The sequence below is a fragment of the Amaricoccus macauensis genome, from assembly GCF_049800915.1.
GTDB classification, from domain to species: domain Bacteria; phylum Pseudomonadota; class Alphaproteobacteria; order Rhodobacterales; family Rhodobacteraceae; genus Amaricoccus; species Amaricoccus macauensis_A.
The window spans coordinates 209,427-222,289 of record NZ_JBNAFY010000001.1; the positions used below are offsets into that span (position 1 = coordinate 209,427).

A 12,863-nucleotide genomic window follows, 5' to 3' on the forward strand; every position below is an offset into this window, starting at 1 on the left:
TGGCGACGGTGATCTTCCTGCCGCTGATTCTGGTCTATACGGCCGGGGTCTAACGGGTATTGTGGAGCAAGGTGACGGCAAGCGACGTGACCGGAAACTCCGGTTCGCATTACTGAAAATGCAAGGAAAACAGAGAGATGTGGTATTCTTCCTGGAAGCTCGGACTGCCACTGGCCGGGATACTCGCGGTGATGAACGCGATCTTGAGCGAGACGCAGGAGGTCAGCCGGCTTCTGGATCATGCCAATGACGATTGATCCCGGTGACGGGCGCAGGCGCTGTGCCTGGTGTGGCGCGGCGCGGGACTACGTCGCCTATCACGATACCGAATGGGGGTTTCCGGTGGCGGATGACCGGCGGCTCTTCGAAAAGATCTCCCTCGAGGGCTTTCAGTCGGGGCTGAGCTGGCTCACGATCCTGCGCAAGCGAGAGAACTTCCGCGCTGCCTTCGCGAACTTCGAGATCGACGCGGTGGCGGCCTTTGGTCCGGAAAAAGTCGAACGATTACTTGAGGATAAGGGCATCATTCGCCACCGGGGCAAGATCGAGGCGGTGATCAACAATGCCCGGCGGGCGCAGGAACTGGTGGCGGAGGTCGGCAGCCTTGCGGCCTATGTCTGGCGCTTCGAGCCGGATTCCGCCGAACTGGGGCCGCCGCAGATGGTCTCGACCTCGCCGGAATCCATTGCCATGTCGAAGGATCTCAAGAAGCGGGGCTGGAAATTCGTAGGCCCGACAACGGCTTATGCCTTCATGCAGTCCATGGGGCTGGTGAATGACCACGCCGAAGACTGCTGGGCGCGGGCGGCCGTGGCGGAGGCGCGGGCCGGGTTCACGCCGCCGGCCGGGCGGGGGTGACGCGGGTTCGGCGAGAATAGACCTCAAGTGCCTGAAACGGATCAGGAAATCCTGTGCATATTCCATGCAGCTTTCATGCATATTTCATGCATACGATTTGCCCTGAAAGGCCTTGAGCGGCATACGATCGCATGCCAACTGGCCAGTTTGTCAGCGCGGGGCAAACCCCAGCATCTGCGGTGGCATGACCATGATCGTCGGGCGGCGGGGCAGGCCGCGGAGCGTGACGTCGATGAAGGACTCCTCGAGGATCTCGACCTGGAATTCGGTCTCCATCGCGGTGAGGAACCCTTGCAGCGAGGTCATGGAGAACCAGTGCATCGGGATGACGATGCGCGAGCGGACGTGCTTGAGGAGCGCGATCATTTCGGGCAGGGGCAATGTCAGCCCGCCGTCCACCGGCGCCATCACCACGTCGAGCCGGCCGATGGCGGCGAACTGCTCGGGCGTGGGGATGTGGTGGAGGTGGCCGAGATGGCCGATGCAGAGTCCCGCCACCTCGAAAACGAAGATCGAATTGCCATGGGCCTCGGTCGGTGCGCCGTAGCTGCCCCGGATGTCGGTGGGCACGTTGCGCACCAGCATTTCGCCGAGTTCGAGGTTGTGAACGGCGGGATTGACGCCATCGGGGCTCCAGCCTTCCAGCACATGGGGGATGCGCGGATCGGGCGCGGCTGTCCAATGGGTGCCGTGGGCGTGGTTCATCGTCACCACGTCGGGGATGAACTCCGTCGGGCCGAGAAAGCCGTTGTAGTCCGTGACCGCCGACAGCCCGCCATGGGTCTGGAGCAGGAACATGGCGTGATCGACATAGCTCAAGCGCACGCTATCGGCGGGCACGGCTTCGAGATAGCTCGCGTTCTGCGGCGCGTCCGTCAGCGCGGCGGGGATCACCCGTAGGCCCGGAACGTTCTCGACGAAGGCGATGCAGTGCGATGGCGGCCTTGTGGCCGGGGTGTCCTGGGCGCGGGCCGTGCCGATGCCGGCGGAGAGGATGGCGATCAGTGGCAGCAGAATGCGACGCATGGGCAATCCTTCTCTCGCTGGTTCGGAGAAGGATAGGCCGAAGCGGCGGCGTGGCAAAAGGGTGTTGTTTGGACGTGCGGGTGGGGGCGCGCAATTCAGATCCCATTCTGCCGAGTGGGAACAAGCGCCATTGGCCGAAGGCCCCGGCCCGGAACAAGGCGCGGAGCGCCGCCGGGCCTGCGACCGTCCGCCCGACTGGGCGGTCGCATCTGCAACGTCGGTGCGCGAGAACTGCCTTCGGGTGGCTCGACCATAAATTGAGAGCCTCGTGCGTTACCTGCTCCCACCCTCGGACGGCCGCTGGCCCTCTGTTGCGGTAGTCCTGAGGTCGGCCCGGCAGGGCGGCATCACCCCCGGTCGGCGTGGCAGGAGTTTTGTCTGGTGAACAGGGCACGCCACAGTGCCAGCGGCCGTCCGAGGGTGGCGCGTCCTTCGGGCTGTGTAGCGCAGTTTATGGTGCCGACATTTCTAGCGTCTGATCTGCGAGATGAAGGCAAGGAGAGCGCCCGCCCATGGGGCGGACGGGCGCTTGGCACGGCGGTGCTGCGCACCTTTGTTCCGTGCCAGTTGGGCCTGGCCTTGGAGTCGTGGGTGGAGGAGAGGCCAATGCGTGAGATTTGCAAACTGGCTAGTGCATTCCGCTCCGGGTTCACCCCCGGTCGGCGATGCGGACGAGGTATTTCCCGTATTCGGTCTTGAGGTAGGGCGCGGCGAGGGCGCGGAGGTCATCGGCCGAGATCCACCCTTGCGAGAAGGCGATCTCCTCGGGGCAGCCGATCTTGAGGTTCTGACGTTCCTCGATGGTGCGCACGAAGTTGCCTGCGTCCAGGAGGCTCGCATGTGTCCCGGTGTCGAGCCAGGCGAAGCCCCGGCCCATGCGCTCGACGTTGAGCGCGCCCTCGGCGAGATAGGAGTTGAGAAGCTCGGTAATTTCCAGCTCGCCGCGCGGGCTCGGCTCCACCGCGCGGGCGCGGGCGGGTGCCGTGCTGTCGAGCACGTAGATGCCGGTGACGGCGAAATCGGATTTCGGCGTCTCGGGCTTTTCCTCGATCGAGAGCACGCGGCCGCTCTCATCGAATTCCACCACGCCGTAGCGTTCGGGGTCCGCGACCTGGTAGCCGAAGACCGTGCCGCCCGAGCCGCGCCTGCTTGCGGCCGAGAGCATGACCGGCAGGTCGTGTCCGAAGAAGATGTTGTCGCCCAGAACCATGGTCGAGGCGGCGCCGTCGAGGAACTCTTCGGCCAGGATATAGGCTTGTGCGAGCCCCTCGGGCTTCGGCTGGACGATGTATTGGAAGCGCATCCCCCATTTCTCGCCGTCACCCAGCAGCCGCTTGAACTGCTCCTGGTCGGCGGGGGTGGTGATGATGGCGATCTCGCGCAATCCGGCCAGCATCAGCACCGAGAGCGGGTAGTAGATCATCGGCTTGTCGTAGAGCGGCAGGAGCTGCTTCGAGAGCGAATGGGTGATCGGGTAGAGGCGGGTGCCGGAGCCGCCTGCGAGGATGATCCCCTTGCGGGGCGGGGTGGCTGTGTCGGACATGGTCCTTCTCTCCTCTTCCCTCTCTCGGGGCGGTCGTTCAGGTGAGCTCGCGGATCGCCTCGTCGAGCGAGGCGTGCCAGTCGGGCTGGTCGATGCCGTAGGCGGCCATGATGGCGGAGCAGTCCAGCACGGAATCGGCCGGGCGCGCCGCCTTGGTGGGCCATTCATGGGTTTCGATGGCGGTGACCTTCGGGGTCTCGCCGGGCGCCCAGCCGGCGCGCTCGAAGATCGCGCTGGCGAAACCGGCCCAGGTGGTGGCGGGCTGGCTGGCGAAGTGGAAGGTGCCGGGCTGGCCGCGTCCGACCTCGTAGGCGCCCGCGATGGTCCAGAGCGCGCGGGCGATGTCGCGGGCCGCGGTTGGCTGGCCGTGCTGGTCTCCGACGACGCGCATTTCATCGCGGCCCTTGCCGACGTTGAGCATCGTCTTGAGGAAGTTCTTGCCGTGGACCGAGAAGACCCAGGCCGTGCGCAGGATGACGGCATCGGCGCCCGAGGTCGCCACGGCCTTTTCGCCCGCGAGTTTGCTGCGGCCGTATTCGGTGGTGGGCCCGGTGGGGTCGATCTCGGTCTTCGGATCTCCGGGCGCGCCTTCGAAGACGTAGTCGGTGGAGATGTGCAGGAAGGGCAGGCCCCGCGCGGCGGCGGCCTTGGCCATGGCCTCGGGGGCCAGCGCGTTCACCTTGTGGGCCAGCTCCGGCTCGTCCTCGGCCTGATCGACGGCAGTGTAGGCGGCGGCGTTCACGATGATGGAGGCATCGGTGGCCTCGATGGCCTCGGTCAGGGCGGTGAGGTTCGTCAGGTCCGCCTGTTCACGCCCGAGGCATTCGGCCTCGATGTCCATTTCGGGGGCGAGATGCGCGAGCTCGCGGGCGACCTGTCCGGTCTTGCCGAAGACGAGCGCCTTCATGATTTCCCCGCTTCCTTGAGCCCGACGCGTTCGAGCGTGTGGCCGCGGGCCTGGATCGCCTGCCACCAGTCGCGGTTCTCGAGATACCAGGTCACGGTGCGGCGCAGGCCCTCGTCGAGGGTGACGGAGGGTTCCCAGCCCAGTTCGGCGCGGATCTTGGAGGCGTCGATGGCGTAGCGGAAGTCGTGCCCCGGACGGTCGGTCACGAAGGTGATGAGCCTGTCGTGGGGCGCGCCCGCGGGGGAGAGCTCGTCCATCAGGGCGCAGATCTTGGTGACGATGTCGATGTTGCGGGCCTCTGCATTGCCGCCGATGTTGTAGCTTTCGCCCAGGCGCCCGTCCTGCACGACCTTGAGAAGGGCCGTGGCGTGATCCTCGACGAAGAGCCAGTCGCGAACGTTCTCGCCCTTGCCGTAGACCGGGATCGGCTGGCCGGCGAGCGCGTTGAGAATCACCACCGGGATGAGCTTCTCGGGAAAGTGGAAGGGGCCGTAGTTGTTCGAGCAGTTCGAGAGCACCACCGGCAGGCCGTAGGTTTCGCCCCAGGCGCGCACGAGGTGGTCGCTCGAGGCCTTGGAGGCGGAATAGGGCGAGTTGGGGGCGTAGGGCGTGGTCTCGGTGAAGAGCCCGGTCTCGCCCAGCGTGCCGAAGACCTCGTCGGTGGAGATGTGGTGGAAGCGGAAATCGCGGCCCGGCTTGTCGCGGCTGCCGCCCCAGTATGCGCGGGCGGCTTCGAGCAGCGTGTAGGTGCCGGTGATGTTGGTGTCGATGAACTCGGCCGGCCCGTCGATGGAGCGGTCGACGTGGCTTTCGGCGGCGAGATGCATCACCGCATCGGGCTGGTGCGCGGCGAAGATCCGGTCGAGAGCGACGCGGTCGCGGATGTCGGCCTTCTCGAAGGTGTAGTTCGGGCTGTCCGCGACGCTTGCCACATTGGGCAGGTTGGCCGCGTAGGTGAGCGCGTCGAGATTGACGACCGCGTGGCCGTCAGCAATCGCCTGCCGCACGACGGCCGAGCCGATGAACCCGGCCCCGCCCGTTACCATGAGTTTCATCAGAACTCTCCATACTCGAACGGCGATACAAAGTCGCGAAAGGCCGGCAGATCCTCGTCCTTGCCCGAAAGCGTGGCCTCATCGCGGGTGATGCCCCAGTCGATGGCCAGATCCGGGTCGAAGCAATCGACACCGCCGTCGCTTTCCTTGTCGTAGAGGTTGTCGACCTTGTAGATTACCTGCGTCTGGGGCACGAGGGTAACGAAACCATGAAGAAACCCGCGCGGCACCAGAATCTGGTTGCCTTCCTCGGCGGAAATCCGCGCCGCCGCCCACTGGCCGTAGGTGGGAGAGCCGCGCCGGGCATCCACCGCAACATCGAGGATCGCGCCGGTGGCACAGCGCACCAGCTTGGTCTGGGCGAAGGGCGGGGCCTGATAGTGCAGCCCCCTGAGCGTGCCCGGCTCGGCGGAGAGGCTTTCGTTGTCCTGGACGAAATCGAAGACCAGGCCGAGATCGGCCATGCGGGCGGCATTCCATGTCTCGGAGAAATAGCCCCGATGATCGCCGAAACGCTTCGGCGTGAGGACTTTAACATCCGGAATGCGTGTATCTATCATGTCCATGGCGATTGAGTATTCCAAGCCTCACGACCCTGTCCAGCGCCTTGAGGGACGTAGCGCCGATTTGTCGGCAACATAATTGACGGAACCTTTGCAATCCGTTGCCGTTTCCCCATGAAAGCAGGCCAATGGCATCGCACCTGGAGACTGTGCCTTGCCACTCGACGTCATTAAGATATCTTGGCCAAAAGAGTTTGAGGGTGAGCGACGGGAATGGGCAGACTTGTGATACGCTCTTTGGGGGCGGGGCTCATGGCCGCTTCCTTCCTGCATCCGGTCGCACCGGCACATGCGTTCGAGCTCTTCGGAATCCAGCTCTGGGGAGAGGATGAGGAAGAGACCGGCAAGATCGATATTCCCGATCCGCTGAACTATTCCGTCACCATTGTCGCGCCCGACGATGTTCGGGGCACCATCGAATCCGCCTCGTCCCTTTGGGACAAGCGCGAGGAGCCCGTGGCCGGAAAGGCCGGGCTTCTCTCGCGGAGCCGGGGCGACTACCGCCGCGTGCTGGGTGCGCTCTATTCAGATGGCTATTTCGGGGCAGGGGTGAGCATCCAGGCCAATGGGGCGGAGGTTGCCGACCTGACGCTCGCCGCGGATATTCCGGACAATTCGCAGGTCGTCATCAGCGTGGAGCCGGGGCCGGTCTTCAGCTTCGGCGAGACCGAGATCGTGAATGCGCCGCCCCTCGTGCGGGAGGACAATTCGGTTTTCGAGCCGCCCTCCTCGGTCGGCTTCGAGACCGGCGAGGATGCCCGGCTGAGCGCCATCAATTCGGCATCGAGCCTGACGATCGGCCAGTGGCGGCAGCTTTCCTACGCCAAGGCGCAGGAAGCGGGGCGGGAGGTCGTCGCCGACCATTCCACCAGCCAGCTCGATGTTTCGGTCACGCTCGACCCCGGCCCGAAGGTCGTCTACGGCCCGGTCTCGAACCGCGGGAGCGAGCGGGTCGATCCCGAGTTCATCAACTACATGATCGACCTGCCTCAGGGCGGCGAATACGACCCCGACGACATCAGCGATGCGCGCGATCGGCTCTCCAACCTCGGCGTTTTCGATTCGATCCGCCTGGTGGAGGCCGAAACGCTCGGACCCGACGGGCAGATGCCCATCAATGCCGTGCTCAAGGATCGCAAGCGCCGGGGACTCGGCTTCGGCGGCACCTATTCCACCATCGACGGCCTTGGGCTCTCCGCCTACTGGCTGCACCGCAACCTCTTCGGAAAGGCGGAACGGCTGCGGTTCGATGCGAGTATCGAGGGGCTGATCGCCGAGTCCGACTGGAAAAACTACGACTACAACGCCGGCGTGACCTTCACGAAGCCCGGTGTTCTCACGCCAGACACGAAGCTCGTGACATCGCTGGTCGCCAACCAGTCGGATTACGACACCTACCGCGAAACTTCGCTGACCGCGCAGGGCGGCTTCTCCCACGAGTTCTCGCGCAACCTGAGCGGCGAGCTCTACGGACAGTTCAAGCGGGCGCGCTACGAGGATGATTTCGGCACCCGCGACTTCCTCACGTTCGGGCTGATCGGGCGCGGCACCTATGACCGGCGCGACAACGAGTTCGACCCGACCCGCGGCTTCTACCTCCAGGCGGAACTCTTGCCTTATCACGAGTTCGAATACGGCAACACGGCCGTGCGCGGCACCTTCGAGGGCCGGGTGTATCGCGGGTTCGGCGAGGACAAGAACCTCGTGCTCGCGGGCCGGGCGAAGATCGGCAGCTTCGTCGGCGCGAGCATCGCGGAAAGCCCGCCCGACATGCTCTTCTTCTCTGGTGGCGGTGGCTCCGTGCGCGGCTACGCCTACAACTCCATCGGTGTCGACGGGACGGATGACGACGGCGACGATATCGTCACCGGTGGCCGGAGCCTCGCGGAGGCCTCCTTCGAGACACGCTACCGCTTCGGCGACAGCAGCTTCGGCGCGGTCGGCTTCGTCGATGCGGGGCTCGTCAACTCGGGCAGCGATTTCACCGACACGGGCGACGTTCGGGTCGGCGTGGGGCTCGGCGCGCGCTATTATACATCCTTCGGGCCTCTCCGGGTCGATGCGGCCGTTCCGCTCGACAAGAAGGAGGGGGATGACAGCTTCGGCATCTACATCGGGATCGGACAGGCGTTTTGAGACGGTTTGCTGCAATACTCGGCGCCACGCTGGTTCTCGGCCTTGCCGCCTTCGGTCAGGAACAGGAAACGGCTGACGCGGACGCCGATCAGGCCACGGACAACGGGTTCATCCTCAATTTCATCCAGGAGAAGATCTCCGGGCCGGGTCGCGAGATCACCCTTAGCGGGGTCGAAGGCGCGCTTTCCTCGCAGGCGCGAATCGGCGGGATCACCGTGGCCGATGACGAGGGCGTCTGGCTCCGGATCGAGAATGTCGTGCTGGACTGGAACCGGCTGGCGCTGCTGCGCCGGCGGGTGGCGATCAACGAGTTGAGCTTCGACAGGATCGACCTGATCCGCAAGCCGATCCCGGTCGAGACCGCACCCCAGGTGGAGGCGGAATCGGACGAGCCCTTCTCGCTGCCCGATCTTCCCGTGGCCGTGCGGCTCGACAGGCTTCTGGCCGAGACGGTTTCTGTCGGGGAGGATGTGGCGGGCGAGGCCTTCGACTTCCGGCTCGAGGGCAATGCCGCGCTGGAGGACGGCGCGCTGGAGTCGGGGCTTGATATCCGGCGGCTGGACGAGCCGGGCGGCACCATCACGCTTGAGGCCAACTATGCCAACGAAGACAGGCAGATACGGGTCGATCTTGATCTGAACGAGCCGGCGGGCGGGCTGCTCTCCACTCTGGCCAACATCGAAGGCCAGCCGCCGCTTTCGCTCACGGTCGCGGGCGAAGGCCCGCTCGACAACGTGGATATCGATTTCGATCTTCAGGCGGACCAGACGACGCTTGCGGACGGGGTGCTTGCGCTGCGCGGCCAGGAGGACGGACAGGGGTTCGATCTCGGGCTCAGGGGCGAGATCGGGCCGCTCATTCCTGCGCAATACCGGGATTTCTTCGCGGGCGAGACCCGGATCGACCTTGCAGGCGTCAGCAAGTCCGAAGGGGGCGTGCGTCTTGATCTGATCGGTCTTCAGGGCGCGGTGATGAACCTGAACGGCCGGCTGGAAACGGCGGAGGACAACTTCCTGCGCAGTCTCAACCTTTCGGGCTCCCTGGGCGATCCGGCGGACGAGCCGGTGCTGCTGCCGGTGCCGGGTGCGGAGACGCGGCTCAACTCGGCCATTCTCTATCTCAATTACGGGGGGGCTTCGCGTTGGGACGGCATCGTGGCGCTCGATCGTCTCGATGCCGCGGGGCTGACCATCGAGGATTTCACCCTCGACATGGGCGGGCGTGCGCAGAACCTCGACGATCCGGCGGCGCGCGACGTGACGGTCAACATCGAGGGGCGCGCAACTGGGGTGTCCTCGACCGATCCGGAGGTGGCCGAGGCCCTGGGGAGCGAGCTCGATCTCTTCGTGGATGCCGCGCTTCCGCCCGGTGCGCCCATCGATCTGCGCCAGGTCCAGGTCACGGGCGAGAGTCTCTCGCTCTTCGTGTCCGGTCTGCTCGACGGGCTGGAATATGACGGTCGGGCGTCGGTCCGGGTGCCGGATCTCGCGATCCTTTCGGGCATTGCGAACCGCAATCTCGGCGGTGGCGTGACGCTCAGGGCGAACGGCAGTGTCGATGCCGCGGCGGGCAAGTTCGACCTCACGCTCGACGGGTCGGCTTCGGATCTCGAGGTGGGCGATCCGCGGGCGGACGGGCTGCTCGCGGGCGAGACGCTGATCTCGGGTCGGGCCGTGCGCGACGAGCGGGGCATCCGCACGGAGGATCTGAGCATCCGCAATCCGCAGCTCGAGGTCAGTTCCGACGGCAGCATCTCGAGCAGTAGCACCGATATCGACGTCTCTGCGCGCATCGAGGATCTCGGGCTTGTCGATCCGCGGTTCGCGGGCGCGCTGACGGTGGACGGACGCGCCTCCGGGCAGGGGCAGCCGGTCAGTCTCGAGGCGGCGATCGCGCTGCCCGAGGGGCAGATCATGGATCAGGCCGCCCGCAACCTGCGCATCGGCTTCGACGGCGAGAAGGATGGCGACACGGTTCGCGGCCAGCTCGACGGCACGGGCTCCATCGCCGATCTGGCGCTCGACCTGGCCGGGGCCATCGAGGCCTCGCAGGCGGCGCAATCGGTGCAGGACCTGGCGCTTTCCTTCGGGGCGCTGAGCCTGGCGGGGGATCTTTCGCGGGAAGAGGGCCAGCCCATCGAGGGCAATCTCGACCTGCGCGCGCCCGATCTCGGGCAGATCGGAGAGGTGGCGGCGCTTGATCTGGCGGGCACGGTCTATGCCGCGCTCGAGTTCGGTGGCGAGGCCAGTGGTGACGCCGAAGAACAGGAGGTTCGGCAGGATCTCTCGGTGCGCGCGACCATCAACGGCTTTGCGCTCGGCGAAACGGTGCTCGACGATCTCTATGCGGATCTCGACATCACCGACCTGACCGGCGTTCCCATGGCCGAGGGCGAGATCAACGGCTCCGGAATCACGGCGGGCGGGGTCGATATCGCCTCGCTCACCACGAGGGCCACCCGCGAGGGCGATGCCAGCACCCGCATCGATACCAACGCGCGGCTCGCCATCGGCACGCTCGCGGATCTGGAAGGCGTTCTCGAGGCGCTGCCCGACAACGGCTTCAAGGTCGATCTCGAGGAAATCAACATCCGGCGGGACACGCTTGCGGCCACGCTGGCCGAGCCGAGCACGATCACCGTGCAGGGCGGAGACGTGGATATCTCGCCGCTCCGGCTCGATCTCGGCGACGGCTACCTGAGCGCACAGGGCGCGGTATCGGACGAGTTGAGCCTGGATGTGGATCTCTCCGAGGTGCCGCTGACGGTGGGCAACCTGATCCGGCCCGCGCTCGATCTGCGCGGGACGCTCTCGGGCCGGGCAGACATCACCGGGCAGCGGGATGCGCCGAGCATTTCCTTCGACCTCGCGGGCAACGAACTCGGGTCCGGCTACGGCGATTCGATCGGGCTTCCGGCGATCTCGCTGGATGCTTCGGGGGAAACATCCGACCAGATCCTCACCGTGGATGCGGATCTGACGGGCGCGAACTCCACGCTGTCGCTGACCGCGGATGGCGAGGTTCCGCTCGCGGCGGAGAAGAATTTCGACCTGACCGTCGATCTCGCGTCCTTCCCGCTTGCCATGGTCGACCGGCTGGCCGGCGGGCAGGGGCTGCGCGGCACGCTCACCGGGCAGGCGCAGATCAGCGGGGCCCAGAGCGCGCCGGAAGTCACCTTCGACATAGCCGGCGACGGGCTGACGGCCTCGATCCTGGCGGACAACGACGTGCCGCCCTTCGCCCTCAACGTGGCCGGGGATTTCGCCGAAAACGCGGTGACGCTCTCCACGCTTCAGGCAACCGGCCCATACGGCTTCGATCTCAGCGGCGGCGGGCGGATCCCGCTCTCCGGCGACGGGCTCGACGCACGGCTTTCGGGTGTCGTGCCGCTCCAGATGGCCACGCCGGTTCTGGCGCAGCGCGCGGCGAGCGCCACCGGCCAGCTAAATATCGATGCCTCCGCAACCGGGTCGCTCGCCGAGCCGCAGACCAACGGCACGATCACGCTGGCGAATGGTACCTTCACCGACCCCGAAACCAACCTGAGGCTTGAGAACATCTCGCTCGATGTGGCGCTCGACATGACGCAGGTGGTGGTGAACCGGCTCCGTGCGGAATCGGCCGCCGGTGGGGATGTCACTGCGAACGGCACCGTTTCGCTTGCGGCGGCACAGGGCTTCCCGGCGGATCTTACGGTCAATTTCGACGAGATCCGCTACACTGACGGTGCGTTCCTCTCCACCGGGCTCGACGGCGAACTGGACGTGACGGGGCCGCTGACGGGCGGCGGACGGATTTCCGGCGACATCGTGCTTCAGAAGACGGAGATTTCAATTGCGGAGGGGTTGGGCGGCTCCGCCGGTGCCGCGGTCGACGAGATCCGGCACCTGCGCCCGCCGCCGCGCGTGGTCCGCACGCTGGACCGCGCCCAGGTCAACCTGTCCGGTGACGAGAACGGCGGCTCCGGCGGCGATGGCGGCAGCGGCGGGCTGGCGCTCGACATCGAGGTTACCGCCCCGAACCAGATCTTCATTCGTGGCCGCGGCCTCGACGCGGAACTGGGCGGTGCGGTCGATATCGGCGGCACAACGTCCGATCCGGCGCCGGTCGGGGAGTTCGAGATGCGGCGGGGCCGGATTTCCATCCTGACGCAGCGGATCGACTTTACCGAAGGCACGCTCGAGCTTGATGGCGAGTTGGACCCGCTGATCAATTTCGTCGCCGAGAGCACTTCGGGCGATGTGACCGCGATCGTCACGGTTTCCGGGCGCGCCTCGGACCCGGAGATCACCTTCTCCTCCTCGCCGGAACTGCCCGAGGACGAGGTGCTCTCGCGGCTGCTCTTCAACCGGGCCGCGCAGGACCTCTCGCCCTTCCAGCTGGCGCAGCTTGCGGCCGCGGCAGCGGAGCTTGCCGGGGTGAGCAGCGGGCCGGGAATCCTCTCGGAGCTTCGCGGTGCGACCGGGCTCGACAATCTCGACGTGCTCACGGCGGAGGACGGCTCAACTGCCGTCAGCGCCGGGAAATACGTGGCGGACGATGTCTATCTCGACGTGCAGACCGACAGCAAAGGCGAAAGCCGGGCGGAGATCGTCTACGACGTGAACGACAATTTCACCGCGCGCGGTTCGGTGGGGAGCGATGGCAACACGATCTTCGGCATCTTCTTCGAGCGAGATTACTGAGCGAATTTGTCGGGCTTTCTGTTGACACCGCGGCGCCTGCGGGTGAAATAACCCTGACGAAAACACTCGGTCAATCGGGCCGACGATCTT

9 protein-coding genes are annotated in these 12,863 nt (G+C 65.9%); 4 read left to right on the forward strand and 5 right to left on the reverse strand.

The genetic code is table 11. The features are described 5' to 3' along the window. Positions 1-137 precede the first annotated feature (137 nt). Both cydX and ACP15W_RS00870 read left to right on the forward strand, forming a co-directional pair. Positions 138-257, forward strand: coding sequence for a cytochrome bd-I oxidase subunit CydX (gene cydX / locus ACP15W_RS00865; RefSeq protein ID WP_424930936.1), 120 nt, complete (start codon positions 138-140; stop codon positions 255-257). Then, a complete protein-coding gene (locus tag ACP15W_RS00870; RefSeq protein WP_424930937.1) occupies positions 241-858 on the forward strand; it encodes a DNA-3-methyladenine glycosylase I in 618 nt (205 codons plus the stop codon). The genes cydX and ACP15W_RS00870 overlap by 17 nt, the downstream gene beginning before the upstream one ends. Before the next feature lie 150 nt (positions 859-1,008). Here ACP15W_RS00870 and ACP15W_RS00875 read toward each other — a convergent pair whose 3' ends face one another. From ACP15W_RS00875 to rfbC, 5 genes are all read right to left on the reverse strand, one after another. Beyond that, positions 1,009-1,884 (reverse strand): MBL fold metallo-hydrolase, encoded by an 876-nt coding sequence (locus ACP15W_RS00875; RefSeq protein ID WP_424930938.1) that lies wholly within the window; start codon positions 1,882-1,884, stop codon positions 1,009-1,011. 649 nt (positions 1,885-2,533) lie between these two features. Then, positions 2,534-3,427, reverse strand: coding sequence for a glucose-1-phosphate thymidylyltransferase RfbA (gene rfbA / locus ACP15W_RS00880; RefSeq protein WP_424930939.1), 894 nt, complete (start codon positions 3,425-3,427; stop codon positions 2,534-2,536). Between the two features lie 37 nt (positions 3,428-3,464). Then, on the reverse strand, positions 3,465-4,334 hold the full coding sequence (gene rfbD, locus ACP15W_RS00885) for a dTDP-4-dehydrorhamnose reductase (protein WP_424930941.1): 870 nt from the start codon (positions 4,332-4,334) through the stop codon (positions 3,465-3,467). Next, on the reverse strand, positions 4,331-5,389 hold the full coding sequence (gene rfbB, locus ACP15W_RS00890; RefSeq protein WP_424930942.1) for a dTDP-glucose 4,6-dehydratase: 1,059 nt from the start codon (positions 5,387-5,389) through the stop codon (positions 4,331-4,333). Before rfbB ends, rfbD begins: the two co-directional genes overlap by 4 nt. Further along, on the reverse strand, positions 5,389-5,955 hold the full coding sequence (gene rfbC, locus ACP15W_RS00895; RefSeq protein ID WP_424930943.1) for a dTDP-4-dehydrorhamnose 3,5-epimerase: 567 nt from the start codon (positions 5,953-5,955) through the stop codon (positions 5,389-5,391). The genes rfbB and rfbC overlap by 1 nt, the downstream gene beginning before the upstream one ends. 249 nt (positions 5,956-6,204) lie before the next feature. Here rfbC and ACP15W_RS00900 point away from each other — a divergent pair, with 249 nt between their 5' ends. Continuing rightward, positions 6,205-8,088 (forward strand): autotransporter assembly complex protein TamA, encoded by a 1,884-nt coding sequence (locus ACP15W_RS00900; RefSeq protein WP_424930944.1) that lies wholly within the window; start codon positions 6,205-6,207, stop codon positions 8,086-8,088. Further along, positions 8,085-12,773 (forward strand): translocation/assembly module TamB domain-containing protein, encoded by a 4,689-nt coding sequence (locus tag ACP15W_RS00905; RefSeq protein ID WP_424930946.1) that lies wholly within the window; start codon positions 8,085-8,087, stop codon positions 12,771-12,773. Before ACP15W_RS00900 ends, ACP15W_RS00905 begins: the two co-directional genes overlap by 4 nt. The last annotated feature ends 90 nt before the right edge of the window (positions 12,774-12,863 follow it).